Here is a 26677-nt window from a genome sequence, read left to right on the forward strand (position 1 = left end):
TGGCTCAGTATCTTGTCTATTCATCTCAAGCCAAAGTGATCGCAGCATATGAGTGAGTCGGAAAACTCTCAGCCGGCACAAACGTCGGCGGAGGCTCCCGCCAATGCCAATCGTCGGCCCAAGCGCCGCCGTCGCAAGCCCCGGCGCAGCCAGTCCCGCAACAACGCTCAGACCGGCAGCGTGCAGGGAAACCAGGCGTCAGGCAGCGAAGGCTCGAATGCCCTGCCGGAAGTCACCGCTGTGGCCGGCAAATGGCGTTTTCAGGATTTCAACCTGCCGATGCCGCTGATGCAGGCCATTGCCGAGCAGGGCTTCCATTACTGCACCCCGATCCAGGCCGAAGCGCTGCGCCATACGCTGCTCGGTGGCGACGTGGTCGGCAAGGCTCAGACAGGTACCGGCAAGACCGCGGCCTTTCTGATCTCGATTCTGGCCTATTTTCTGGAAGAGCCGGCGCCGGATGGCCAAAAACCCGGGGCACCCCGAGCGCTGATCATCGCGCCGACGCGCGAGCTGGCATTGCAGATCGAAAAGGATGCCAAGGCGTTGATGACCCATACCTCGTTGAGGGTGGCCAGCGCCGTGGGCGGCATGGATTACCAGAAACAGCGTCAGAAGCTTGAAAAGCCGCTGGACATTCTGGTGGCCACGCCCGGACGTTTGCTCGACTTTCATCAAAAGCGCGACGCCGACCTTTCCCAGGTCGAGGTTCTGGTGCTTGATGAGGCCGATCGCATGCTGTCGATGGGGTTCATCCCGGACGTCAAGCGCATCATTCGAGCCACGCCCAAAACCGAAGAGCGCCAGACCTTTTTGTTCTCGGCCACCTTTACCCAGGACATTCTCAACCTGGCCGGTCAGTGGACGCATGAGCCTGCGCATGTCGAGATCGAAGTTGACGCTAGCGCCGCGGCCAACATTGATCAGCGGGTCTATCTCGTAAGCGATGCCGAGAAATTTACCATTCTCAGGCGCCTGATCGAGCGAGAAAAGCTGGAGAAGGTGATGGTCTTTGCCAACCGGCGCGATCTGGTACGCAAGCTTGATGATCGCCTGCGCAAGGCAGGGATCAATGTGGCCATGCTGTCAGGCGAGGTGCCGCAGAAAACGCGTGTGAGCACGCTCGAGCGTTTCCGTGAAGGCAAGGTTGCCGTGCTGGTCGCCACCGATGTTGCCGGTCGCGGCATTCACATCAACGACATCAGTCACGTGGTCAACTACACGCTGCCCGACGATCCGGAAGATTACGTGCACCGTATCGGACGTACCGGTCGTGCCGGTGCGCAGGGCACCTCGATCAGTTTTGTCGGCGAAGAAGACGGCTATGCATTGCCGGAAATCGAAGCCTACATCAAGGATCGGCTCCCCTGTCAGCCGCCGCCGGCCAACCTTCTCACCGATGACTGATTGCGCCGTGTTCCACAAGGCGGAGAGGCACTGTGCTCGACGACGCGCTTAAACGCGATATTCAGGCGGCCTATCGACGCGTGATCGAAGCGCGCTCGCTCAGGCCCCGCTATGGCCAGCGCCTGATGATGGCAGAAATTGCCCGAACGCTCGGGGATATCAAGACCGACGAGCAGGGCAAGCGTGTCAGTCAGGAGCATGTCTGCGTGCTGGAAGCCGGCACCGGTACCGGCAAGACACTGGCCTATCTGCTGGCGGCACTGCCCATTGCCAAGGCACAGGGCAAACGCCTGGTGATCTCGACGGCGACCGTGGCTCTGCAGGAGCAGGTGCTCCATCAGGATCTGCCGATGCTCAAGGCCAGCAGCGGGCTCGATTTCGAGTATGCGCTGGCCAAGGGGCGTGGGCGCTACGTCTGTGTGGCCAAGCTTGATCAGCTGATGGATGGGGTAGAAGACAACCCGACCATGTCGCTGTTCGAGCAGAGTCTGGTGAGCAGTCAGGAGGATATTGGTGAGCTGGCCCGGGAACTTGCCGAAGCCTATGGCAGCGGTGAGTGGCAGGGCGATCGTGACAGCTGGCCACAGGCCATTGCTGACCCGCAGTGGCGCCGTCTGACGGTGGATCATCGCCAGTGTACCAATCGGCGCTGTGGGCACTTCGGAGCCTGCGCCTTTTTCCGTGCCCGTCGCGGCATGGATGAGGCCGATATCATCGTGGCCAATCATGATCTGGTGCTGGCCGATCTATCGCTGGGTGGCGGCATTGTACTGCCCAACCCGAAGGACACGATCTACGTCTTTGACGAGGCGCACCATCTGCCGGACAAGGCGCTGGAGCACTTTTATCACCGTCAGGGGGTCAATGCGGCAATGCGCTGGCTGGGCCAGCTCAAAAAGTCGCTGACGGACCTCAATACGGGGCTTGGCGCGCAGCACACGATTGCCCGTCTGCTGGGGCAGTTCCCGGAGCTTCTGGCCAGCATCGACCCCCGGCTTGGCGACGCCTTTCGGCTGGCACAGCCTTTGGCCGAGCGCACACCCGAGGACAACGAGCGGCTGCACTATCGCTTTACCATGGGCCGGTTGCCGGCGGCCTTTCGTGATCTGGCCCAGCAGCTGGTGACGCCCTTTGCCGAGCTGTCGCGGCATCTGGAGACCATCAGCGATATCCTTCGTGAAAGCCTTGATCCGGACAAGTCAACGGGGCTTGCCCGCGAACAAGCCGAGGCCTGGCTGCCGCTGATTGCGCTGGTGCATGGTCGCGCCCTTGAGGCGCATGCGCTCTGGCAGGCCTTTGGTGCCGATGACGTCGAGAATGCCCCCCCGCAGGCGCGCTGGCTGACGTTTGAGCAGCGCTCTGGCGAGGCGGAACTGACCTTTTCGGCAAGCCCTGTGAGTGCTGCCGAAACACTGGCGCGCTATCTGTGGGGCAGCTGTCACGGCGCAGTGCTGACGTCCGCTACCCTGACGGCACTAGGGCGCTTTGACCGCCTTCAGGAACGGGCGGGGCTTGCAAATCGCTATCGCTACCAGAGTTTGCCCAGTCCGTTTGACTACTCGCGTGCGGTGCTGTCAGTGCCGCGTGAGGCTGTCGACCCGGGAGATCGCGACGCGCACGAGAGTGCCATCGTCAACTTTATCGAAAACCTGGGTGAGGATGAGGCGGCGCTGGTGCTCTTTTCGTCACGCAAGCAGCTTCGCGCGGTCGTGGCCAGGCTCGATAAGGCGCTTGCGCGCACGCTATCCCAGGATGACATGCCGCGGCGGGAGCTGATCGAGCGGCATCGAAAGCGCATCGATGAAGGGAAGGGCAGCATTATTCTGGGATTGGCCAGCTTCGCTGAAGGCATTGACCTGCCGGGCGATTATCTGACCCATGTGGTCATCACGCGTCTGCCCTTTGCCGTGCCTGATGACCCGGTAGGGGCGACGCTTGCGGAATGGATCGAGTCGCGGGGGGGCAATCCCTTTATGCGCATTTCAGTGCCCGATGCCTCGATCAAGCTGGTGCAGGCCTGCGGTCGATTGATTCGCAAGGAAGTCGATACCGGGCGAATCACGCTGCTCGATCGGCGCGTTCTGACCCGTCGCTATGGCCGGGCGCTTCTGGATGCCCTGCCGCCGTTTCGGCGCGAGATCGAAGGGGCGGGCGCACCTGCAGCTTCCCTTGCTTCCTGATCAACACCTTTGATTAACAACAGGACATAAAAAACCCGGCATGGCCGGGTTTTTTATGTGCGCTGCGTGCTTGAGCCGTGCTGCCTAGCGCTGACGCGCCTTGAGCGACTCGCTCAGCTTTTCGTCGACTTCCAACAGCAGCTTCTCGGTGGTTTCCCAGTCGATGCAGGCGTCGGTGATCGACACGCCGTATTCAAGCTGTGACGGATCGCTGGTCAGCTTCTGAGCGCCCCAGTGAAGGTGGGACTCGATCATCAGGCCCATGATGGAGGTGTTACCTTCCAGAATCTGCTGGGTGATGTTTTCAACCACCAGCGGCTGCAGGGCCGGGTCCTTGTTGGAGTTGGCATGGGAGCAGTCGACCATGATGTTGGTCTTGAGGCCTGCCTTTTCCAGCTCCTTCTCGGCCAGAGCCACGCTGACGCTGTCATAGTTGGGCTTGCCGTTGCCACCCCGCAGAACGACATGAGCGTTGGCGTTACCGCGGGTACGAATGACGGCGACCTGACCCTTCTGATCAATCCCTAGGAAATTATGCGGCGAGGCGACAGAGCACAGCGCATTCATGGCCACATCCAGGCTGCCATCGGTGCCGTTTTTGAAGCCGACCGGACCCGAAAGGCCCGAGGCCATCTCACGATGCGTCTGTGACTCGGTAGTACGTGCGCCGATGGCAGACCAGCTGATGCAGTCCTGCAGATACTGCGGCGAGATCGGGTCCAGAGCTTCGGTGGCCAGTGGCAGGCCCATTTCACAGAGTTCAACGAGCAGGTTGCGCGCCAGGTGAAGCCCTTTCTGGATGTCAAAGGAGTCATTAAGGTGCGGGTCGTTGATCAGTCCCTTCCAGCCTGTCGTGGTGCGGGGCTTTTCAAAATAGACACGCATGACGATAAACAGCGAGTGACTGACACGCTCTGCCAGCGCTTTCAGACGTTTGGCATAGTCCTGTGCGGCTTTTGTGTCATGAATGGAGCAGGGGCCGATGACGACAAGCAGGCGAGGATCCTCACCGCTGAGAATACGTTCGATCGTGCGACGGCTCTCGATAACGGTGCGCTCGGCTTCCTCCGACAGGGGAATCTCGCTTTTGAGCGCCTCTGGCGTGATGAGCACATCCTGAGAGAAAACGTTTAGATTGTTGACCTGTTGCTGTGACATGAGCGTGCAATCCGGCAGTGCTTGGGAATCAAAACGAAGTGTGATCTGCATGATACGTGGCTGGTAGAGAATACTACCATGGAACCCGGACACTTTTTTGTGGTCTCAATACTTTACAGTTTCCGGGGGTTTCGTATCCGGTAGAGGGATGTCGACTTGATGAGGCGTCGATAAAGGGGAACACTAACGCCATGGATCAAGGCCCGGAGCTTTCAGGTTATCACTATGATTTTAATTGTTTGTTACTTTCCTGACGGGCCTGAAAAGACAGGTTCGAAGGGGTTGAACCCTGTCGTTGCGGGGGATCGCGAATGGGGTTAAAGGAAACGGATCACCAGCTGGTCGAGCGGGCACAAAAGGGGGACAACCAGGCCTTTGATCTTTTGATACGCAAGTATCAACACAAGGTGATTGGTCTGATAGGTCGCTACGTGCACGACCAGGCAGAAGTACATGATGTGGCACAGGAAGCCTTTATCAAGGCTTATCGGGCATTGGGACGCTTTCGTAACGAGAGCGCCTTTTATACCTGGATGTACCGCATCGCCATTAATACGGCGAAAAATTACCTTGTCGCTCGCGGACGTCGTCCGCCCAACAGCGACATGGATATCAGTGATGCAGAGGTGCTGGATCAGAGCGGGCGACTTGCTGATATCGACACGCCCGAGTCGGCTATTGCGCGTGACCAGCTTGAGAAGGCCGTCTTCGAGGCCATCGAAAATCTGCCCGAGGATTTGAGAACGGCCATCACGCTTCGTGAGTTCGACGGCCTTTCCTATGAGGACATTGCCAGCATCATGCAGTGTCCCGTAGGGACCGTGCGCTCACGTATCTTTCGTGCCAGAGAGGCCGTGGACAACCGAATCAGGCCGCTGCTTTATCCGGAGCAGCAGGACGATATGGTACGCGAACACTGATGCCGGCCCTGAAAGGATCCATGAACAGGAGAGTGGCTGTTGAGAAGTGAGTCATTGGTAAAACTTAATCGATTTTGGACTGTCTACCATAGCGTGACGATGCGTCACGACGGGTTTGAGGGTGTCTGGGTATGAATCAGAAAGTACGGGAATCCCTTTCGGCATTGATGGACGGCGAGTGCAGCGAGTTTGAAACTCGCCGTGTGCTCAAGTCGCTGTCCGAAGAGGCGTCCGAAGAGGCCGATACCTGGCGTCGTTATCATCTCATGCGCAGTGTCATGCAGCGTGAGAGCGCCATTGATGTATCGACCGACCTGTCTGCCTCCATCCGGACGCGCCTTGAGCAGGAACATATGGAAGAAGACACCGTAAGTCATGAATCACACCGGCGTACGGTGCCGTTTTCCTTCATGGGCAGCGCTGCCATTGCGGCCGCTGTCAGCCTGATGGTCATGACCGGGGTTCAGGTGTATCGGGCCAATACGGGCGTGGAAAGCGTGCCCGGCAGCGGCGGTACCAGCAGTCTGGCGTCGAGCGATGCGGCGACCCTCAATAACGGCGCGGTGGTCGGCGGTGACGGGGCAATGGCGTCGCTGGCGGCTTTTCGTGGCACCGGTGCCGAGGGCGGTAATGTGATGCCCATCGGTGCACAGACTTCCTGGTTCATGGCACCGGGCGAAGAGGATGCTGCGCGCAACGATCGCCAGCAGGCTGAAGTACTTCAAAACTATCTGAATCGACATGTCGAACAGGCAGGCTATCGCAGCAATGTCTGGATGGCGAACATGCAGGGGCTGGCACCTGCCAGCGGCGAGTAAGGCGGACCTTTAAGCAATGCGACAGTGGTTTTGTGCTTCTCTGATGGGCGCTGTGCTGTTTTCTCCCCTGTCAGCTGTTCAGGCTGATGCCGGCGAGCCTGCCAGTAATGGCAGAGCACAGATCTCCTGCAGTCAACTGGACCAGGAGGTGGGTGACAAGGGGGATCAATGGTTCAGGCGCAGCCTGGTGGCCGAGCGTTGTCACGCCTTTCAGGCGGTGGCACTGCGGCTGGGCATGGGGTCGCTTCGCACCTTTCTCTTTGAGCATCGTATTGATGACGGCCAGGAGCAGGAGCGCATCCAGTTTCTTGACGGTCCTGCTGAAACCATTGAGCACCAGGGGCACTCTCCCGGGCTCTGGTGGATGCAGCGCCCGGATGGCTCTGCGCATCTGGCCTCGATTGATGACACCGTGAAGCAGCTTCAAAAGCATTACGATTTCAGGCTGATCGCGCGTGATGTTGTCGCCGGTCGCAGGGCCGTCGTGCTTGATGTAACGCCTCGCGATGACCAGCGGCTGCCGCATCGGCTATGGCTGGATATTGCCAGTGGGTTACCGCTTCGACAGCAATTGTTGAATGCTCAGGGACTGGCCGTGGATACCGTGCAGATTGTGCGCATCGACTCGCTGGTACGCTCCACGGGCACAATTTATCTTCAGGAACCTGACAGCGATGACATGCTGGATGCGTCCTGGCAGCCGAACTGGTTGCCGCAGGGATTTTATCGCCAGCCGGCAGCACTGGATGTCACATTGAATGATGCAAGCCTTGAGCGCGAAATCTATAGCGATGGTCTGGCAACGCTCAGTATCTTTGCCGGCCCGGTCAAGGACAGTACGGCCCTGCGTGAAGGGGTTCATCAACTGGGCAACTTCCGTGCCGCTGCACGTCATCTGCAACACGATGGCCAGTCATGGCAGGTCATCGCCGTGGGTGCCATGCCGGCAAGTGTGCTTACCCATGTCGTGTCTCAGGTACATCTGCAACCGGCAAAAGATGGTGGACAGCCAACCAGTAGTGAGACGTCTCCCTGAGTGGTCAGGTGGGGTACGCTGAGCTTGGCCGGGATAACATCGTCAGATTGGCCGGAACAGATCTGCCAGACTGTCAAAATCGAGAAACTTAATTCAGCCTTAATGGTCTACAGGGTGTTACAGGGCGAGTCTGCTCTTCCTGATGATGTCTGTCTCTGCTACCGCCATAGCCAATATGAGTATCCGGAGTCCCAAGATGGCCGATCTCTTATTTAATGACCTGACCGCTACTGATGCTTCTTCCCGTCGCTCGCCTGTCTATCGCTGGCAGGCGCTGGTTTTATTGATGCTGTTGATGACAGCGCTCATGGCCATGTCCTTGCCGGCCAGAGCCGTTGAACAGAAAAACGGACTGCCGGATTTTACCGCACTGGTTAAAAGCGCTGCTCCGGCCGTGGTCAATATTTCAACGACCCGGGAGGCGGCTGCTCGCTCCGGCATGATGTCACCTAACCAGCAGCTGCCGGACATCTTTCGTCATTTCTTTGGTGATCAGATGCCGCCCGGATTCGGCGGCATGCCTGACCAGGGGGGAAGCAGAACGCTGAGCTCACTGGGGTCGGGTTTTATCATCAGTGATGATGGTTATATCTTGACCAACGCTCACGTGATCGATGGTGCCGATACTGTCACGGTCCGGCTCAACGATCGTCGCGAGCTGAAGGCCAAAGTGATCGGGCAGGACCAGAAAACGGATATCGCCCTGATCAAGGTGGATGCCAGCGGTCTACCCACGCTCAAGATGGGGGATTCAGACGGCCTTGAAACCGGTGAATGGGTTGCCGCCATCGGTTCTCCCTTCGGTTTTGATCACTCCGTAACTGCCGGAATCGTCAGCGCCATCAACCGTACCCTGCCGACCGACAGCTACGTTCCCTTTATCCAGACCGATGTGGCCATAAACCCGGGCAATTCGGGTGGGCCGCTGTTTAATCTTGACGGTGAAGTTGTCGGCATCAATTCCCAGATATTCACGCGCAGCGGCGGCTTCATGGGCGTGTCCTTTGCCATCCCGATCAACGTTGCCATGGATATCGCCGACCAGCTCAAGGACAACGGCCATGTTGATCGCGGCTGGCTGGGTGTCGTCATTCAGCCGGTTTCCGATGATCTTGCCGACTCCTTTGGCCTGGACCATGCCCGCGGTGCCCTGATTGCCGATGTGGCGCCGGACAGTCCGGCGGCAAAATCGGGCCTGCGCTCCGGCGATATCATTCTCAAGGCCGGAGACAGCGACATCGATACTTCTGATGCGCTGCCGCGTCTCATCGGTCGTGTATCCCCCGGCGATGGTGTGGACCTGCAGGTACAGCGTGATGGCAAGAAGCAGATGATCAAGGTCACGGTGGGACAGTGGCCCGACACTGACGGTAATACCGATGACGTCACTCAGGCCGGCAATGACAGCATTGGTCTGGCCGTCTCTGGACTGAGCGCCGAACAGCGCCAGCAGCTGGGGATCGATGCCGGTGTGCTGGTTCAGCAGGTGGCACCGGACAGCGCTGCGGCACGTGCCGGGCTACAGCCGGGGGATGTGGTCGTTGAGCTGGCGGGCAAGCCGGTGGATTCCGTCAGTACGCTGCGCAAGCTGGTCGGTCAGCTCAATGACAAAAAGGCGGTTCCCGTGCGTATCAATCGCGATGGCGCCACGCTTTTTGTTCCATTAAGACCGGGTTCGCGTTGATCGTTCGTTTCAATCAAGGGGCCCCGGGTGGGCCCCTTCATGTGTCACCTGACGCGTATTGCTTTCAGGGCGTCCATCAAGGCACTGCCTATCACCTGATACGCCAACACGCTACAATGCGCCCATTTTCGGCCATGAACAGTACTGGCATTCAATCCGGCACTGATCTTTCATGGCTTACGACGCTTTAACAGGTGATCACCTCGAATGACGAATGACGCAAGCAACGGGACGCTGAAACACATCCGCAACTTCTCGATCATCGCCCACATCGACCATGGCAAGTCGACACTGGCCGATCGTATCATTCAGATTTGCGGCGGGCTGACCGAGCGCGAGCTCAAGGAGCAGGTGCTCGACTCCATGGAAATTGAGCGTGAGCGCGGCATCACGATCAAGGCGCAGTCGGTCACGCTGGATTACAAGGCCGAGGATGGCACGGTCTATCAGCTCAACTTTATCGATACTCCCGGGCACGTTGACTTTTCCTACGAGGTATCACGCTCGCTGTATGCCTGTGAGGGGGCGTTGCTGGTGGTGGATGCCGGGCAGGGCGTCGAGGCGCAATCGGTCGCCAACTGCTATACCGCCATCGAGCAGGGGCTTGAAGTACTTCCCGTACTCAACAAGATGGATCTGCCTCAGGCCGACCCTGAAAAGGTCATCCACGAGATCGAAGAGATCATTGGCATCGAGGCCGCCAACGCTTCTCGCGTTTCAGCCAAGAGCGGTCTTGGCATGGAAGGTCTGCTTGAGCAGCTCGTCCAGGTCATTCCACCGCCCAAAGGTGATATTACCAAGCCCGTTCAGGCGCTGATTATCGACTCCTGGTTTGATAATTATCAGGGGGTGGTTTCACTGGTTCGTCTTTTTGACGGTACGCTCAAAAAGGGCGAAAAGATCCTGATGAAATCCACCGGGCGTGAGTGGGAAATCAACGATATCGGCATCTTCACACCGCGCCAGACCAGCACCGGAATGCTGCGTGCCGGTGAGGTCGGATACATTGTTGCCGGTATCAAGGATATCCATGGTGCCCCGGTGGGCGACACCATTACCCACGCCAGGACACCCCAGGTCGAGCGTTTGCCGGGCTTTCAGAAGGTCAAGCCGCAGGTGTACGCCGGCATGTTCCCGATCAGCTCCGATGACTACGAAGATTTTCGTGATGCGCTCGAAAAGCTGGCGCTCAACGATGCCTCTCTGGATTACATCCCGGAAAACTCGGATGCTCTGGGCTTTGGTTTCCGCGTCGGATTTCTGGGCACATTGCACATGGAGATCGTGCAGGAGCGTCTGGAGCGGGAATACGATCTCGATCTGCTCACGACAGCGCCGACCGTTATCTATGAGCTTGCGATGGAAAGCGGCGAGCTTTTGTACGTCTCCAACCCCTCCAAGCTGCCCGACATGTCTTCGGTTCAGGAAATTCGTGAGCCTATCGTGCGTGCCAATATTCTGGTGCCTCAGGAATACGTGGGTAACGTTATCAACGAATGTGTGGTTCGTCGCGGTGTCCAGCTTGACATGCAGGTGCTGGGCAGTCAGATGCAGCTGGTCTACGAACTGCCGATGAGTGACGTGGTGATGGATTTCTTCGACCGATTGAAGTCCATATCGAAAGGGTACGCTTCACTGGATTACAGCTTTGAGCGCTTCGAGGCTGCCAAGCTTGCGCGCCTTGATGTATTGATCAACGGCGAGCGCGTTGATGCGCTGGCCACCATTGTGCATCGCGATCAGTCGCATCATCGTGGCCGCGCTCTGGTCGAAAAGATGCAGGAAATGATCCCGCGTCAGATGTTTGATGTGGCCATCCAGGCAGCACTGGGTGGCCATGTCGTGGCACGTTCCACCGTCAAGGCGTTGCGCAAGAACGTAACGGCCAAGTGTTATGGCGGTGACGTGTCGAGAAAGCGCAAGCTGCTGGACAAGCAAAAGCAGGGTAAAAAGCGCATGAAGCAGGTCGGCAAGGTCGAGATCCCGCAGGATGCCTTCCTGGCCGTACTGAAAGTCAATGATTGAGCGTAGCGCAGGCTTCGCTCCCGTGAGTCGGGAAAGCACGTAATGGATTTTTCACTTCTGCTGGTGGTAGCCGTCCTTGTGACCGGGGCGATCTGGCTGCTCGATATTGTTGTACTGCGCCGCAGGCGCAAGCCCTCTCCGGGGGGCAGCCGACCGCCGGGAGAAGTGACCCATGACACTGCGGTGCCCGGGGCGCCAAAGGAGCCCTGGTATGTGGACTATTCCAGAGCCTTTTTCCCGGTACTTCTGGTGGTGCTGGTACTTCGCTCCTTCGTCATTGAGCCCTTCCAGATCCCGTCGCGCTCCATGGAGCCAACGCTTGATGTGGGAGATTTCATTGCCGTCAGCAAATTCTCCTACGGCCTGCGCCTGCCAGTGATCAACACCAAAATTCTGGACATTGGCGAGCCCGAGCGTGGCGATATCATGGTGTTTCGTTTTCCGGGGGATACCTCGGTCAACTACATCAAGCGCGTGATCGGCGTGCCGGGGGATCGCATTCGCTATCAGGACAAGCAGCTTTACATCAATGGCCAGCCGGTTCGAAAGGACCTGCTGGATGACAATAGCGTTGATGATACCCAGGCGCTTTACCGAGAGTATCTCAAGGGCGCCGAGCATCACATTTTCAATAATCTGGATGCGCCCGGTCCACAGATGAGTGAAGTCACCGTTCCGCCCGGTCACTACTTCATGATGGGCGACAACCGCGATGACTCCAACGATAGCCGTTACTGGGGCTTCGTGCCGGAGGAGAATATCGTGGGCCGCGCCTTTGGCGTCTGGATGCACTGGAACGGTGGTCTTCCAGACTTCACGAAGGCCAGACTGCTGCACTAAAAGGGCCCCCCTTTCTTTCCGTCAGAAGGTTCTGATGGAAAATCCCATCTGACAGAAGCTGTCGAAGGACAGCTTCTGTTATCATTTATGCCTGTTTCATTGATCAAAGCGACTATCTCGTGAGCAGTTCCCTCAATATCCTCAGCGACCGTCTCGGCTATCGTTTTGACGACAAGAGCCGTCTTGAACTTGCCCTGACGCACCGTAGCTACGGCGGTGCCAATAACGAGCGGCTGGAGTTTCTGGGCGACTCCATCGTCAATTTTGTCGTGGGTGAGGCGCTTTATGCGCGTTTTCCACAGGCACGCGAAGGGCAGCTATCAAGACTCAGAGCGCGGCTTGTAAAGGGAGAAACGCTGGCTGAGCTGGCACGCGAATTCGAACTTGGCCAGTTTCTGCGCCTGGGTTCGGGTGAGATGAAAAGCGGCGGCCACCGGCGCGATTCCATTCTGGCCGACGCTGTGGAAGCCATCATCGGCGCCATCTATCTTGATAGTGACATGGTCATTGCCAGACGCTGTGTGCTGTCCTGGTATGAGGCGCGGCTGAACGCACTCAATCTTGAGGATACCCAGAAGGATCCCAAGACCCGGCTGCAGGAGTTTTTACAGTCTCGCCAGATCCCTCTGCCGCGTTATGAGGTGCTCAATATTGAAGGGGAGGCTCACGCCCAGCAGTTTACGGTCAGCTGCCATGTGGACGTGCTCAAGGCACCGACCAGTGGCTCCGGTGCCAGCCGACGCCACGCCGAACAGCAGGCGGCCGAGCAGGCGCTGGCACTGATCGAGTCGGCCCGGCGATGAGTCTTCGTCCTGACACGCCTAACCCCTCACACGCCATACTTTCAACACCGGACACACGTTAACGTGGAGAATTTCATGAACGATATCACCACGGACGACACTCCCGAATCCGGTGCGACCACGCGCTGTGGATTTGTGGCCATTGTCGGCCGCCCCAACGTGGGCAAATCAACCCTGATGAATCGCATTCTGGGTCAAAAGATTTCCATTACCTCACGGCGCCCGCAGACGACCCGTCATCAGGTCATGGGCGTCAAGACCGAAGCCGACATGCAGACCATCTATGTGGATACGCCCGGTATTCACATCATGCAAAAGGATCGCAATCGGGCCATCAATGCCTTCATGAATCAGGCAGCGACTCAGGCGCTGCGGGACATCGACTGCGTGGTCTTCATCGTGGATCGCACGAAGTGGACCAATGAAGATGATGTCGTGCTCGAGAAGCTCTCTCACGTGCAGGCACCGGTCATTGTGGCCGTCAACAAGGTGGACTGGATCGAAGACCGTGCCAGACTCATGGAGTGGCTGGCCGAGCTTGAAAAGCGCCGCAACTTTGCCGCCATCGTGCCGATCTCGGCGCGTCATGGCACCAACGTTGAGGCACTTGAAGCCGAAGTGGCCAAACATCTGCCTCAAAATGTCCATTTCTTCCCCGAAGATCAGATCACCGATCGCAGCCAGCGCTTTCTGGCCGCCGAACTGGTGCGTGAAAAGGTCATGCGCCAGCTGGGTGACGAGCTGCCCTACCAGATGACCGTGGAAGTCGAACAGTTTCGCGACGAAGGCCACATCATTCACATCCATGCCCTGATGCTGGTCGAGCGCGATGGCCAGAAGAAGATTCTGATTGGTGAGGGGGGCGAGCGCATCAAAAAGATCGGTCAGGAAGCCCGTCTGGAAATGGAGAAGACCTTTGACTGCAAGGTCATGCTCAAGCTCTGGGTCAAGGTCAAGCGTGGCTGGTCCGATGATGCCCGTGCCCTGAAAAGCCTTGGTTACGATCTGGACTGATCATGGAACTGCAGCCGGCGTATCTGCTGCACCGTCAGGCCTGGCGTGAAACCAGCGCACTGGCCGATATTCTGACGCTGCGTGACGGCCGTATACGTGCCGTGGCACGCGGCGTCATGCGTCCGGGCAGTCGGACGCGCCATCGGCTTCAGCCCTTTACACCGCTGCATTTGACCTGGCAGGGGGAAGGCGAACTGAAGACGCTTAGAGTCATCGAATCCCAGGGGCCCGGGGCCATGCTGGCAGGAGAGGGGCTTATCTGCGGGCTTTATGCCAATGAGCTGATGACCCGTCTTTTACCGTTATCGTTGCCGGTCGATACCCTGTTTGCCTTTTACGCCGCGCTGCTTGAGGCCTTGCCCTTTCCCGAACGCCGCAGCGGTGCGCTCAGGCGTTTTGAGATTACGCTGCTTGAGGCGCTCGACAGTGAGCCGGTTTTTCTTGATGAGCAGGACCGGCCGCTGGAGCGTGAAGGCCGCTATCTTTATAACCCTTCCCTGAAGCGGTTTTACCCGGCGTCCCCGGACGGACCTGCCTTTGATGCGCGTGCATTGGGCTGGCTTGCCCGTGGAGACTGGGATTCCCCGGGGCTTGCCGGTACTGCGCGCGTGCTGACGCGCCAGGCGCTGGCGCCACTGCTGGGAAGTCGAGCGCTGAGATCGCGTGAACTGATGAATGAACTGATGCGTCGCCGCCGAACCGGCGTGCACTGAAGGAGAACCCCATGTCCGACCAGGTAGCCAACAACCTGCCGCCCCGAATTCTGCTGGGCGTGAATGTCGACCATATTGCGACGCTGAGGCAGGCACGTGGCACACGGTTTCCTGACCCGGTGCAGGCCGCCCTTGTCAGTGAAGAGGCCGGCGCTGATGGCATCACCATGCATCTGCGTGAAGACCGCCGCCACATTCAGGATCGCGACATTGAGCTTGCCATGCAGATGCTCAATACGCGCCTCAATCTTGAAATGGCGGTGGACGAGGAGATGATCGTACTGGCCGAGCGTCTCAAGCCCGCCAATGTCTGTCTTGTGCCTGAAAAGCGCGAAGAGCTGACCACGGAAGGCGGACTTGATGTGGTCGCTGGCGGTGATCGCATTCGCCATGCCTGTCAGCGGCTCAAGGCAGCAGGCTGCGAGGTGTCGCTGTTTATCGACCCCGAGCCTGATCAGATTCAAGCCGCCTTTGATGCCGGTGCCCCTGTCATCGAGCTGCACACCGGTGCCTGGGTGGAGGCGTCACGTGAGGACAGTGATGTCGAGCTTGCCCGTATTGCTGCAGCGGCGGAAATGGCCCATACCCTTGGCATGACCGTTAACGCCGGCCATGGGCTTCACTATCACAATGTGGAAGCCATCGCGGCCATGCCCTGGTTTCATGAACTTAATATCGGCCATGCCATTGTGTCTCGTGCGGCACTCACCGGTCTTGATGATGCCGTTCGCGAGATGAAGCGTTTGATGGTTCAGGCGCGCACCTTCAGCACGTTCGAGCAGCCGACCTGAAGACGTCAGTCCTGAAGACAATGCGTTAAGCGGGCCGCGCTATAATAGGCTCTTTTCTGGCATCCCGTTGATTCTGGAGCGCTGCATGGATTATCCCACAATTGAATCCACCATCGGGCATACCCCGCTGGTGCGCCTCAAGCACATTCAGGTGGGCAGCAATACTCTGCTGGCCAAGCTTGAGGGCAACAATCCGGCCGGCTCGGTCAAGGACCGTCCGGCACTGTCGATGCTCACCCACGCCGAGGCGCGTGGTGAGATTGCCCCCGGTGACACGCTGATCGAGGCGACCTCCGGCAATACCGGTATTGCGCTGGCCATGGCCGCCGCCATTCGCGGCTACAACATGATCCTGATCATGCCGGATAGCGCCAGCAGCGAGCGCAAGCAGGCCATGGCAGCCTACGGCGCCCGACTGATCGAGGTCACAAGGGATCAGGGCATGGAAGGCGCACGAGACATGGCCGATGCCATGATTGCCCGCGGCGAAGGCAAGCCGCTCAATCAGTTTGCCAACCACGACAATCCTCTGGCGCACTTTGAGACCACCGGTCCCGAACTCTGGGCGCAGACGGGGGGCAATATCACCCATTTCGTCAGTTCCATGGGCACGACCGGCACCATCATGGGCGTGTCGCGCTATCTGAAGTCGAAAAATGAGGCAATCCAGATCGTGGGCCTTCAGCCCGAGGATGGGGCCAGTATTGCCGGAATCCGGCGCTGGCCTGAAGCCTATCGTCCCAGCATCTTTGAACAGGCACGGGTCGATAGAATTCTCGACATCGGACAGCAGGAAGCCGAAGAACACATGCGGCGTCTGGCGCGTGAAGAAGGCATTCTGGCCGGGGTTTCCTCGGGTGGTGCACTGGCCGGTGCCCTTCGTATTGCGCGTGAAGTCGACAACGCCGTGATTGCCTTTATTGTTTGTGACCGGGGGGATCGTTATCTCTCCACTGGTCTTTATGCCCCGGAGCAGCACTGATCATGGCCATGTTGGGACAGCGTCGTCAGCAGCGCCCCGCGACGCGAAAGCGTCTGGAATCACCGGGTGCCAAACGTGACGACGAAGGCAGTGTCGTGATCGAGCGTCTGGCACATGATGGACGAGGCGTGGCGCACAATCTTGAGGGCAAGATACTTTTTATCGAGCAGGCGCTGCCCGGTGAAGAAGTCGAGGTGGCCGTGCATACCCAGCATGGTCGGTATGATGAAGGCCACGTGCGCCGAATCCTCAAGGCATCCGATGAGCGCGTGACGCCGGGCTGTGCGCATTTTGGCCGCTGTGGTGGCTGTGATCTGCAGCATCTGGCGATCGAAGGCCAGCGTCGACACAAGCAACAGGTGCTTCGGGAGCATCTGGCACGTCATGACATCACACTGCCTGACTCGTTATCACTGGAGGCAGAGGCGTGGGGATATCGCCGACGCGCACGGCTGGGGGTTCGGGTCGGCAGCGATGATCGCATCCACATGGGCTATCGCATCCGTGGACAGGATCGTCTGTTCAATATCGAGCAGTGTCCGATTCTCGATCCACGACTGGAGGCGCTGCTTCAGCCGCTCAGAGCCCTGCTCGAAACGCTGGAAGTGCCGCGGCGGGTAGGGCATATCGAACTGGTGGCCGGCGATGATCACGTCATGATTACCCTGCGCCAGCTTCGTCGTGTTCCCGGTGATCTGGCGCGCTGGCAGCAGTTTGCTCGTGAGCAGGATCTACTGCTGAGTCTTCTGTGCGGTGAAGGTGAAAAGCCGGTGGCAGAGCGTCTGGACGACAAGCCTGACATCTGGCCGCACTACCGAGCGCTGCCTGGTGATGATGCTTTGAGCATCCAGGTGCAAAGCGGCGATTTTCTCCAGGCCAATGCCGGGGTCAACCATCAGCTGGTCGCGCAGGTGCTCGACTGGGCCGAGGTTCACCAGGATATGCCGGTGGTGGATCTGTTTGCCGGAGTAGGTAACTTTTCCCTGACACTGGCCGCTGCCGGAGCGCAGGTGATCGCCTACGAAGGTCGGGAATCCATGGTGCAGCGCCTGCGCGATAATGCAGAAAGTGCTGGCGTGTCGGCACGCATCGAGGCGCGCTGTACGGATCTTGCCAGTGCGCCACCGGGCCTTGAGACGGCATCACTGGTCGTGCTGGACCCGCCCCGTGCCGGCGCCCAGGGCATCTGTCAGGCGCTGGCGGAAAGCGGGCCGTCGCGGGTGCTTTATGTGTCCTGCGAACCGGCCACACTGGCACGCGATGTGCATTTATTGGTGAGTGGTGGCTATCGTCTGGTCAGGGCAGCAGTGGCCGACATGTTTCCGCAAACGGCACATCTTGAATCGCTGGTGCTGCTCGAGCGTCAGCCTAAATAAAAGACATGACGGGAATCGCGTTACATGGTCAAGGTTCGCGAAGATCAGCCGCTCGATGCCGATGGACGGGTCGATATCACGACCTGGATGACCCATCTTCAAGGCGAAGTCACCCTCAAGGCCCCGGCCGAGCTTGAACGCGCCTGTCGGTTTGCCGCGAAGATCAACCAGGAAGCTGCCAGCCAGCAGCCTGCCTGGCGTGACATCTATTCCGCCTTTCGTATCGGCCTTGAAATGGCCGATATTCTCAGTGAGCTCAAGCTTGATCAGCAGGCCATCACAGCGGCCGTGCTGTATCGCAGCGTGCGCGAAGGGCTGACGCGCATTGAAGTGATCGAGCGCGAGTTCGGCTCTGAAGTCTCCAGTCTGATTGATGGTGTGCTACGCATGGCCGCCATCTCTCAGCTTCAGGCGCCGGATCAGGCCATGACCCAGCACAATCAGCAGGAAAACCTGCGCAAGATGCTGGTGGCCATGGTCGATGACGTGCGTGTGGCGTTGATCAAGATTGCCGAGCGCACCAGCATGTTGCGTCAGGTCAAGGATGGCTCTCGCGAACGCGCCCTGCGTGTGGCGCGCGAAGTCTTTGATATCTATGCGCCGCTGGCACACCGGTTGGGGATTGGCCAGATCAAGTGGGAGCTCGAGGATCTTTCCTTTCGCTACCTGCATGAAAGTGATTACAAGACCATTGCCAAACAGCTGGCAGAGAAGCGGCTGGATCGCAATCGCTACATCCATGATGTTGTGGACACGCTCAAGCGGCTGCTTGAGGCGCAAAACATCACGCGCTACGACCTCTCCGGACGTGCCAAGCACATCTATTCGATCTGGCGCAAGATGAAGCGCAAGCACATCGACTTTTCACAGGTCTACGATGTGCGCGCCGTTCGGGTGCTGGTGCCGGAAGTCACCGATTGTTATACCGTGCTGGGCATCGTGCATTCCCTCTGGCATCACGTCCCCAACGAGTTCGATGACTACATCGCCAATCCCAAGAAAAACGGCTATCAGTCGCTGCATACGGCGGTCTTTGGTCCGGATGGCAAGGTACTGGAAATCCAGATTCGAACCTTCGCCATGCATGAGGATGCCGAGCTTGGGGTGTGCGCGCACTGGCGCTACAAGGGCACTGATGTCGACTCCAAAAGCCGCAGCTACGAGCAAAAGATTGCCTGGCTGCGTCAGGTGCTGGAGTGGCAGGAAGAGGTAGGCGAGCTGACCGACCTCACCGAGGGGCTCAACTCGGACATCGCCCCGGATCGCATCTACGTCTTTACCCCGGAAGGCCATGTCATCGACCTGCCGCGGGTGGCCACACCGATCGACTTTGCCTACCGGGTGCACACGGAAGTCGGCCACCACTGTCGTGGCGCGAAGGTGGATGGCCGTATCGTGCCCCTGACCTACCAGTTGAAGACCGGGCAGCAGGTGGAAATCCTCAATGCCACCCAGGGCGGTCCAAGTCGTGACTGGCTCAATCCATCGCTGGGATATGTCTGTACCTCGCGGGCGCGTGCCAAGATCCAGTCCTGGTTCAAGCTGCAGGCACGCGAACAAAACGAGGAAGAAGGGCGGGTGCTGCTGGAGCGCGAGTTTCGTCGTCTTGATCTGGAACGTCTGGATCGAACGCGACTGGCCCAGGCGGTCAATTACAACACGCCCGAAGACATGTACGCCGCCATTGGCGCCGGCGATCTGCGTATTGGCCAGGTGCTCTCCCAGGCGCAGCATCTTTTCGGTGAAACCGAAGACGTCGATGAGCTTGACCGTCTGCTGGCGCGACCGCGGCGCCAGGGCGTGCGCGAAAGTACCGATACCATTACCGTGCTGGGGGTTGGCAACCTCAAGACGCAAATGGCCAACTGCTGTCATCCGGTGCCGGGTGACGACATCGTAGGCTTTATCACTCAGGGGCGCGGCGTCACGGTACATCGCCAGGACTGTCCCAATATCCTGCAGCTTCGAAGTGATGAGCCCGCCCGTGTGGTTCAGGTGGAGTGGGGCCAGCAGCAGCCGATTCAGTATCCGGTGGATATTGAAATCAAGGCATGGGATCGCTCCAATCTGCTGCGCGATGTCACCGGTATTCTCTCCAATGAAAAGGTCAACGTGCTGGGTGTGAACACGTCGACCAACCGTGACGATCACATGGCCACGCTGAAAATCACCCTCGAGGTATCCGGTCTGGATGTGCTGTCAAAAGTGGTTAATCGGATTGGACAGCTGACCAATGTGACCGATATTCGTCGACTGCGTCAGGGCGGGGGCAACCTGCAGTAGTCTCGGCCGGCTGCCATTTTCGGGGTACAAGGATCCTTTGATGCAAGAGACACACCGCTATACGCTTGATGATCTGCTGACACTGATGCAGGTGCTGCGTGACCCGCAACAGGGCTGTCCGTGGGACGTTGCTCAGCACTGGCACTCGATCGTGCCTCACACGATCGAAGAGGCTCATGAAGTGGCCGACGCCATCGAGCGGCGCGCCTTTGACGAGTTACCGGGTGAGCTGGGAGATCTGCTGTTTCAGATCCTCTATTACGCCCAGTTTGGCCGTGAGGAAGGACGCTTTGATTTCCACGATATCGTCCATGTACTGACGACCAAGATGATCGCCCGCCACCCGCATGTTTTCCCCGACGGCCATCTCGATTCGCGCCGACAGGGCATACCCGCGGCCGACGTGGACACTTCCGAGGTCGGGCAGCGCTGGGAGCGTCGCAAGGCCGAGGAGCGCGACGCGCGGGCTGCGACCTCGTTTCTTGATGATATTCCGCTGGCACTACCGGCATTGACGCGGGCCGGCAAGCTCTCCAGTCGTGCTTCCCGGGCGGGTTTTGACTGGCCTGATCATCGCGGTGCGCTGGAAAAGGTTCGAGAAGAGCTGGGCGAGCTTGAAGTTGAAATTGACGCCGGTCATCAGGAGAACATGAGCGCTGAGCTTGGCGATCTTCTCTTTGCCGTTGTCAATCTGGCCCGCCACCTGAATATCGATCCGGAACAGGCACTTCGGGGTACCGGCAAGCGTTTTGAAAGCCGCTTTCGGCATGTCGAAAGCGCCGTGCGCGCCAGTGGGCAGGCCATTGAAAGTACCGAAATCGATTGCCTTGAACGTTACTGGCAGGACGCCAAGCGCATCGAACGCGAGTCCTGATGACGATGGCCTGCGACTTCGACTTTGGTAGTAAGTCATTGTTGTAGTGTTGTTGTTGTTCCCCGACCGCGTCAGGCTCTTGCTTCCTGTCATGAGCCTCGCGGAGTCTTTCATGCAACACGTTTCTTCTTCTGACCCTGAAGGTGTCTCTTCAGGGGAGGCCCCCACTAACGATCATGCGCTGGAAGACAATGTGCTTCATGCCTCCCTGCGTGAGCATGTGCGTCTGCTCGGCGACAGTCTGGGACATACCATTGCCGACGATCTGGGCACCGAGTTTGTCGACCAGATCGAGAAGATTCGGGCACTGGCCAAAAAGGGTCGCAAGGACGCCGGTGCGCGTGCCGAGCTGATCGACTATCTGCGAGCCCTGCCCGAGGAGCGCATGCTGCCGGTCACGCGCGCCTTTAACCAGTTTCTGAACCTGGCCAACCTGGCCGAACAGCACTATCGCGGCCGCTTTCGGCGGGTCGAGGACTATCGCCCGGGCACGCAGCCAAGCCTGGACGAGCTGCTCGAGCGTCTGACTCAAGCCGGGCATGACGGTGAGGCGCTGCTTGAGCGGATCGCCTCAATGCGTATTGAGCTTGTGATGACGGCGCATCCGACCGAAGTCGTCAGGCGGACCCTGATTCGCAAGTACGATGCCATCGAGACCTGCCTGCGGGAAATCAATGGCAGTGAAGAGTATCCCGAACGTGTGGATCAATTGCAGGGCCGATTGAACGAGCTGGTCAGTCAGGCCTGGCACACCAGCGAAATTCGCGCCGAGCGCCCAACGCCGGTCGATGAGGCGCGCTGGGGGCTGGCGGTCATTGAACAGTCGCTGTGGCAGGCCGTGCCGGCCTTTTATCGCGAGCTGGATCAGCTACTGCTGACGCGCGTCGGCCGCCGTTTGCCGCTGGAGGCTGCTCCCATTCGGTTTGCATCATGGATGGGCGGTGACCGTGACGGCAATCCCAATGTGACGTCAGCCGTGACGCGTGAAGTGCTGCTGCTCGAGCGTCACCGCGCGGCGGAAAGCTTTCGGCGCGACGTTCAGCAACTGCGCCTTGAGCTTTCAATGTGGAAGGCTACGCCCGAGCTGATCGAGCTGGCGGGCGGTCCCTGTCCCGAGCCCTATCGGAAGGTACTCAGCGATCTGGAGCAGCGGCTGGCGGCGACCCGTGACAAGGCCCAGATGATCTGGGAAGGGCACGGCTGGAGTGGCGAGCGTCCCACGGTGGATACCCGTGAAGCGCTGCAGGCGCCGCTGGAAGCCTGCTATCACTCGCTGATGGCCTGTGGCCTTGATGTGATTGCCAACGGGGCGCTGCTGGATACCCTGCGCCGGGTTGCCTGCTTTGGCACCACCATGACGCGCCTGGATATCCGCCAGGAGTCCACGCGTCACACGCAGGTCTTCGAAGAGCTGACCCAATACCTGGGGTTGGGCAACTACGCTGACTGGGATGAGCCGGCCCGACGCAAATTCCTGCTCGATGAGCTGAACTCGCCGCGCCCGCTGATTCCTGCGCAGTGGCCTTGCTCGGCCGATGTGCGCGAGGTGCTCGATACCTTTGAGGTCATCGGCTCGGAGTACAGCGAGGCACTGGGTTCCTACGTGATCTCCATGGCCGGTCAGGCCAGTGACGTGCTCGCGGTGGCACTGCTCATGAAGGCAGTGGGTGGTCGGGTCAGCCTGCCTATCTCGCCGCTTTTTGAAACGCTTGACGATCTTGATCGTGCCGGCCATGTCATCAACGACCTGCTGGCCATGTCTGAGTATCGTGCGCTGATCGATGCCCGCCAGGAAGTCATGATCGGCTACTCGGATTCGGCCAAGGATGCCGGGCAGCTGGCGGCGGCCTGGGCGCAGTATCGTGCTCAGGAGCGACTGGTCAAGGTGTGTCACGAGCACGGCGTCACACTGACGCTCTTTCACGGTCGTGGGGGCACGGTCGGCCGTGGGGGCGGTCCGGCACATGCCGCCATTCTCTCCCAGCCACCCGGCTCGGTGCAGGGAAGCCTGCGGGTCACCGAACAGGGCGAGATGATTCGCTTCAAGTTTGGCCAGCCCCGAATCGCGGTGCGCTCCATGGAGATCTATCTCAGTGCGGTGCTGGAAGCGACCCTGCTGCCGCCGATCGAGCCAAAGCAGGCGTGGCGTGAAGAGATGGATCATCTGGCCAGCCGCGCCCACCAGGTGTACTCGGGCATCGTGCGGGAAGATCCGGCCTTTGTGCCCTATTTCCGGGCCGTGACACCGGAGACGGCGCTTTCCGGCCTGCCGCTGGGCTCTCGACCGGCCAAGCGTCGTGCCTCTGGCGGTGTTGAAACGCTCAGAGCCATTCCATGGATCTTTGCCTGGACGCAGACACGGCTGATGCTGCCGGCCTGGCTGGGCAGTGATGCGGCCTTTGCCGAGCGCAGTGACAGCGAGGAGGGCATGGCGCGCCTGCGTGAAATGATGAACGAGTGGCCTTTCTTTGGCACATTTCTGGACATGCTTGAAATGCTGCTGGCCAAGGCCGATGCCGAAATCAATGCCTACTATGAGGAACGTCTGATCGATGATGACGGTTCCCGCGCTTTGGGCACTTCACTGCGAGCGCGCCTCGAGGGGCTTGAAAGGACGCTTTTACGTATCCGAGAGCAGGAACATCTGCTGGAGCATGCGCCGATGATCCGTCAGGCCGTGGACGTACGAAATCCCTATATTGATCCGCTGCACGGTTTGCAAGCCGAACTCCTGTACCGAAGCCGGGAGCATGAGGGCAATATGTCGCCGGATCTGCAGCGGGCCCTGATGGTCACCATGGCCGGCATTTCGGCAGGGCTTCGCAATACCGGTTAAGCATTGCTGCAGGGTCAATGACACGAAGCGTGAATAAAGAATTGTGTTGTTGACCTTGAAAAGCCGGCGTTGGCACCTAATGTCTTATAGGACGTGCACAGGGGTGGCCCGCCATTTCCTGTGCCCTCAACTTGATGATGATTGCAGACAGGTACATGCAGTCATCAGTTTAAACCCGCTCAGCGAGCGAACAAGGAGTTTGACCATGGCTTATAAGCTTCCCGAACTGCCCTATGCATTTGATGCACTCGAGCCCCATATCGATGCGCAGACGATGGAAATTCACCATGGCAAGCATCACAACACCTATGTGACCAATGCAAACGCTGCGCTGGAAAAGATTCCTGAAGATCTGGCAGGACTCGAAGCGCCCGAGCTGCTCAAGCAGCTGGATCGCGTCCCGGAAGAGCAGCGCACCGCCCTTCGCAACAACGCCGGTGGCCATGCCAACCATTCACTGTTCTGGGAAATCCTGACGCCCAACGCGCAGGGCCTGAAGGAATTCCCGACGCTGATGAATGACATCGAAAAGACCTTCGGCAGCGTCGAAGCCTTTGCAGAGAAGTTTGAAACGGCTGCCAAGGGCCGCTTCGGCTCCGGCTGGGCATGGCTGGTGGTTAAAAATGGCAAGCTGGAAATCGTTTCCACTGCCAACCAGGACAGCCCGCTGGCCTCTGCCACTTACGGCGGCCATGATGCCACGCCGATTCTGGGTGTAGACGTGTGGGAGCATGCCTACTATCTGAACTACCAGAACCGTCGTCCTGACTATCTCAAGGCGTTCTGGAATGTCGTGAACTGGGCAGAAGTCGAAAAGCGCTACAACGCTGCGAAGTAAGCACATGTTGCGCTGACAGACCCGTCTGTCTGCAACCCGCCCTGGCCATCGCCAGGGCGGGTTTTTTTATGGGGCACTCATTGGATGGGGCACTCATTGATGACGTGACAGACCAGGCGTGATCCGACTTGTCCTGTACCGGTCGTTACTGTTTGGTACGACCTTTTGAAGTGCTTCGTCCAGTGCTTTTACGGGCGGTTGACGTCGAACGCCGCGCACTCTTTTTGCGGCGCGCCGGCGCTTTTTGTTGGCCATTCGAGGCGGGCTGCTCACCTCCGGCCTGCTGCATGGCCTGACCAAGGCGTGCGGCATCGACGGCACTGACCAGCGTTTTGAGTTCGGCGGCCATGTCATCAAGAAAGGAGGTCAGCGTATCGCTGCCTTCTCGCACGCGTGACAGGCGCTGCTCCCAGAGCGCCGTTCGCTCGGGCCCGGAGAGACTTTCGGGCAGGGCATCGATCAGGCCACGACCGCGTTGGGTCGCGCGAATGGCGCCTGACTGGCGGTAAACATACTCACGGGTCAACAGCGTCTCTATCATGCTGGCCCGCGTGGCCTCTGTCCCCAGTCCGTCCGTTTCCTTGAGCGTTGCCCGTACCGTGTCATCGGTCACATAGCGTGCCACATGCGTCATGGCATTGATCAGGCTGGCATCGGTAAAGGATTCTGGCGGCCGCGTCTGGCGCGTTTGGACCTCGCACTGTGTGACCCGAGCGTTATCGCCCTGCGTCATGGCCGGCAGGGTGGCATCGTCATCGGGCGTATTAAAAAGCGCGCGCCAGCCGACCTGAAGAATTTCGCGGCCCTTCGTCATGAAGGGTTCCTCAAGGGCTTCCAGCGTGACGCGGGTATCCCGGTATTCAAAGGGGGGATAGAACTGGACCAGCACGTTGCGTACCACCAGCATATAAACGTTTTGCTCCTCTCGGCTCAGGGTCTGCCAGTTCGGCGTCTGTCCGGTCGGTGCAATGGCGTGGTGGGCGCCGATCTGCTTGTCGTTGAAGGCACGTGATACGCGCGTGGTGTCAATGCCTGCATGCCACTGCCTGAGGGTGTCCTCGCCCTGGCAGGCCCTTTGCAGCGTGGCATCGATGCCCTTGAGATAGTCTCGTGGCAGGTAACGACAGTCCGAGCGCGGGTAGGTAATCAGACGGTGCCTTTCATACAGACGCTGGGCACAGTCGAGCACTGACTGCGCCGACATTTTATAGCGTCGCGCCGCATCAATCTGAAGCGTTGAGAGCGAGTAGGGCAGTGGCGCGCTTTGACGCTGATGCTTTTGTTCAACGCTTTTGATGATGGCGGGCTGGTCGGGCAGTTTCGCTGCCAGGGCCCGAGCGGGTGCCGCATCCAGAAGACGGCCTTGATCATCAAGTCGATGCTGCTCGCCCGGCTGCCACCAGGCGCGGACAGTGCCATTGCGCGTGACAAAATCGGCCCATAGCGGATAGAAGTCGACCGGCTGAAACTTCTCGATGGTTCTGTCACGGCGCACGATCAGGCCGAGCAGCGGTGTCTGTACCCGCCCGATGGAGAGCACGCCCTTGATGCCGGCCTGCTGGCCGGTCACCGTCCATGCCCGGGTCAGGTTGATGCCATATAGCCAGTCGGCCCGGGAGCGGGTCAGAGCGGCCTGATAGAGCGGCTGAAAACGCGCATTGTCCTCGAGTGCCTGCCAGGCCCGCTTCACGGCGGGCGTATTCATGTCGCTGATCAAAAGGCGCTCGACCGGTCCCTTCCAGCCCAGATACTCAATGGTTTCCTGCACGAGCAGCTGGCCTTCACGGTCGGGGTCGCCGGCGTGGACAACCCGGTCTGCCGACTTGATCAGGCGGCGCAGGATGGCCAGTTGTCCCCGGGCCTTTGGTCGAGGGGTCAGCTTCCACTTCGAGGGGATAATGGGCAGATCATCCAGTCGCCAGCGCTTCAGTCGCTCATCGTAGGCTTCCGGTGCGGCTTGTTCGAGTAGATGGCCAAAGCACCAGCTGACCGTGATGTCGGCGCTGCTCAAGGCGCCTTCCGATTGACTGAAGCGCCCAGGAAGCGCCGAGGCGATGGCGCGACCCAGCGAGGGTTTTTCGGCAATAATCAGTTGCATA

General features: G+C 59.1%; 20 protein-coding genes. 18 read left to right on the forward strand and 2 right to left on the reverse strand.

Translation table 11 applies throughout. From position 1 onward, the window contains the following. The first annotated feature begins 48 nt into the window (after positions 1-48). Entirely contained in the window at positions 49-1407 is a 1359-nt protein-coding gene (locus KSP9073_RS13225) for a DEAD/DEAH box helicase (RefSeq protein ID WP_108843462.1), read from the forward strand. A gap of 32 nt (positions 1408-1439) precedes the next feature. Beyond that, entirely contained in the window at positions 1440-3587 is a 2148-nt protein-coding gene (dinG, locus tag KSP9073_RS13230) for an ATP-dependent DNA helicase DinG (protein ID WP_108843463.1), read from the forward strand. Positions 3588-3671: 84 nt separating this feature from the next. On the opposite strand, the gene KSP9073_RS13235 is transcribed toward dinG, so the two are convergent. Further along, entirely contained in the window at positions 3672-4745 is a 1074-nt protein-coding gene (locus KSP9073_RS13235) for a 3-deoxy-7-phosphoheptulonate synthase (protein ID WP_108843956.1), read from the reverse strand. A gap of 311 nt (positions 4746-5056) precedes the next feature. Here KSP9073_RS13235 and rpoE point away from each other — a divergent pair, with 311 nt between their 5' ends. The 16 genes from rpoE to KSP9073_RS13315 all read left to right on the forward strand — a co-directional run bounded on the left by rpoE (position 5057) and on the right by KSP9073_RS13315 (position 24578). Then, positions 5057-5665 (forward strand): RNA polymerase sigma factor RpoE, encoded by a 609-nt coding sequence (gene rpoE / locus KSP9073_RS13240; RefSeq protein WP_108843464.1) that lies wholly within the window; start codon positions 5057-5059, stop codon positions 5663-5665. Positions 5666-5796: 131 nt separating this feature from the next. Continuing rightward, positions 5797-6483: a sigma-E factor negative regulatory protein gene (locus tag KSP9073_RS13245; RefSeq protein WP_108843465.1), complete on the forward strand. Its 687-nt coding sequence runs from the start codon at positions 5797-5799 to the stop codon at positions 6481-6483. A 16-nt stretch (positions 6484-6499) separates the two neighbouring features. Next, positions 6500-7519, forward strand: a complete 1020-nt coding sequence (locus KSP9073_RS13250; RefSeq protein WP_108843466.1) for a MucB/RseB C-terminal domain-containing protein — start codon at positions 6500-6502, stop codon at positions 7517-7519. A gap of 286 nt (positions 7520-7805) precedes the next feature. Further along, positions 7806-9203, forward strand: coding sequence for a DegQ family serine endoprotease (locus KSP9073_RS13255; RefSeq protein WP_108843957.1), 1398 nt, complete (start codon positions 7806-7808; stop codon positions 9201-9203). 207 nt (positions 9204-9410) lie between these two features. After that, positions 9411-11228, forward strand: a complete 1818-nt coding sequence (gene lepA, locus KSP9073_RS13260; protein WP_108843467.1) for a translation elongation factor 4 — start codon at positions 9411-9413, stop codon at positions 11226-11228. Positions 11229-11270: 42 nt separating this feature from the next. Then, entirely contained in the window at positions 11271-12068 is a 798-nt protein-coding gene (gene lepB / locus KSP9073_RS13265; protein WP_108843468.1) for a signal peptidase I, read from the forward strand. Positions 12069-12187: 119 nt separating this feature from the next. Next, entirely contained in the window at positions 12188-12871 is a 684-nt protein-coding gene (gene rnc, locus KSP9073_RS13270; protein ID WP_108843469.1) for a ribonuclease III, read from the forward strand. Positions 12872-12946: 75 nt separating this feature from the next. Beyond that, the gene (gene era, locus KSP9073_RS13275) at positions 12947-13885 is read left to right on the forward strand and encodes a GTPase Era (protein WP_108843470.1); all 939 of its coding nucleotides are present in this window, start codon (positions 12947-12949) and stop codon (positions 13883-13885) included. A 2-nt stretch (positions 13886-13887) separates the two neighbouring features. Beyond that, complete coding sequence (recO, locus tag KSP9073_RS13280; protein ID WP_108843471.1) at positions 13888-14598, forward strand: DNA repair protein RecO; 711 nt, start codon at positions 13888-13890, stop codon at positions 14596-14598. Between the two features lie 11 nt (positions 14599-14609). Further along, a complete protein-coding gene (pdxJ, locus tag KSP9073_RS13285) occupies positions 14610-15389 on the forward strand; it encodes a pyridoxine 5'-phosphate synthase (RefSeq protein WP_108843472.1) in 780 nt (259 codons plus the stop codon). A gap of 85 nt (positions 15390-15474) precedes the next feature. After that, positions 15475-16371: a cysteine synthase CysM gene (gene cysM / locus KSP9073_RS13290; protein ID WP_108843473.1), complete on the forward strand. Its 897-nt coding sequence runs from the start codon at positions 15475-15477 to the stop codon at positions 16369-16371. A gap of 2 nt (positions 16372-16373) precedes the next feature. Next, positions 16374-17747, forward strand: a complete 1374-nt coding sequence (locus KSP9073_RS13295; RefSeq protein ID WP_108843474.1) for a TRAM domain-containing protein — start codon at positions 16374-16376, stop codon at positions 17745-17747. A gap of 24 nt (positions 17748-17771) precedes the next feature. Then, entirely contained in the window at positions 17772-20030 is a 2259-nt protein-coding gene (relA, locus tag KSP9073_RS13300) for a GTP diphosphokinase (protein ID WP_108843475.1), read from the forward strand. A gap of 40 nt (positions 20031-20070) precedes the next feature. Further along, on the forward strand, positions 20071-20904 hold the full coding sequence (gene mazG, locus KSP9073_RS13305; RefSeq protein WP_108843476.1) for a nucleoside triphosphate pyrophosphohydrolase: 834 nt from the start codon (positions 20071-20073) through the stop codon (positions 20902-20904). Positions 20905-21016: 112 nt separating this feature from the next. Continuing rightward, a complete protein-coding gene (ppc, locus tag KSP9073_RS13310; protein WP_108843477.1) occupies positions 21017-23740 on the forward strand; it encodes a phosphoenolpyruvate carboxylase in 2724 nt (907 codons plus the stop codon). Between the two features lie 205 nt (positions 23741-23945). Next, complete coding sequence (locus tag KSP9073_RS13315) at positions 23946-24578, forward strand: superoxide dismutase (protein WP_108843478.1); 633 nt, start codon at positions 23946-23948, stop codon at positions 24576-24578. Between the two features lie 145 nt (positions 24579-24723). On the opposite strand, the gene KSP9073_RS13320 is transcribed toward KSP9073_RS13315, so the two are convergent. Continuing rightward, a complete protein-coding gene (locus KSP9073_RS13320) occupies positions 24724-26676 on the reverse strand; it encodes a DNA topoisomerase III (RefSeq protein WP_108843479.1) in 1953 nt (650 codons plus the stop codon). Position 26677: the final 1 nt, after the last annotated feature.

It is taken from the genome of Kushneria phyllosphaerae (genome assembly GCF_900312995.1).
Lineage (GTDB): Bacteria > Pseudomonadota > Gammaproteobacteria > Pseudomonadales > Halomonadaceae > Kushneria > Kushneria phyllosphaerae.

Coding starts and splice junctions, on each gene's coding strand:
- KSP9073_RS13225 (WP_108843462.1), top strand. CDS start 49: ATGAGTGAGTCGGAAAACTCTCAGCCGGCACAAACGTCGGCGGAGGCT.
- KSP9073_RS13235 (WP_108843956.1), bottom strand. CDS start 4,745: ATGTCACAGCAACAGGTCAACAATCTAAACGTTTTCTCTCAGGATGTG.
- rpoE (WP_108843464.1), top strand. CDS start 5,057: ATGGGGTTAAAGGAAACGGATCACCAGCTGGTCGAGCGGGCACAAAAG.
- KSP9073_RS13245 (WP_108843465.1), top strand. CDS start 5,797: ATGAATCAGAAAGTACGGGAATCCCTTTCGGCATTGATGGACGGCGAG.
- KSP9073_RS13250 (WP_108843466.1), top strand. CDS start 6,500: ATGCGACAGTGGTTTTGTGCTTCTCTGATGGGCGCTGTGCTGTTTTCT.
- KSP9073_RS13255 (WP_108843957.1), top strand. CDS start 7,806: ATGCTGTTGATGACAGCGCTCATGGCCATGTCCTTGCCGGCCAGAGCC.
- lepA (WP_108843467.1), top strand. CDS start 9,411: ATGACGAATGACGCAAGCAACGGGACGCTGAAACACATCCGCAACTTC.
- lepB (WP_108843468.1), top strand. CDS start 11,271: ATGGATTTTTCACTTCTGCTGGTGGTAGCCGTCCTTGTGACCGGGGCG.
- era (WP_108843470.1), top strand. CDS start 12,947: ATGAACGATATCACCACGGACGACACTCCCGAATCCGGTGCGACCACG.
- recO (WP_108843471.1), top strand. CDS start 13,888: ATGGAACTGCAGCCGGCGTATCTGCTGCACCGTCAGGCCTGGCGTGAA.
- pdxJ (WP_108843472.1), top strand. CDS start 14,610: ATGTCCGACCAGGTAGCCAACAACCTGCCGCCCCGAATTCTGCTGGGC.
- cysM (WP_108843473.1), top strand. CDS start 15,475: ATGGATTATCCCACAATTGAATCCACCATCGGGCATACCCCGCTGGTG.
- KSP9073_RS13295 (WP_108843474.1), top strand. CDS start 16,374: ATGGCCATGTTGGGACAGCGTCGTCAGCAGCGCCCCGCGACGCGAAAG.
- relA (WP_108843475.1), top strand. CDS start 17,772: ATGGTCAAGGTTCGCGAAGATCAGCCGCTCGATGCCGATGGACGGGTC.
- mazG (WP_108843476.1), top strand. CDS start 20,071: ATGCAAGAGACACACCGCTATACGCTTGATGATCTGCTGACACTGATG.
- ppc (WP_108843477.1), top strand. CDS start 21,017: ATGCAACACGTTTCTTCTTCTGACCCTGAAGGTGTCTCTTCAGGGGAG.
- KSP9073_RS13315 (WP_108843478.1), top strand. CDS start 23,946: ATGGCTTATAAGCTTCCCGAACTGCCCTATGCATTTGATGCACTCGAG.
- KSP9073_RS13320 (WP_108843479.1), bottom strand. CDS start 26,676: ATGCAACTGATTATTGCCGAAAAACCCTCGCTGGGTCGCGCCATCGCC.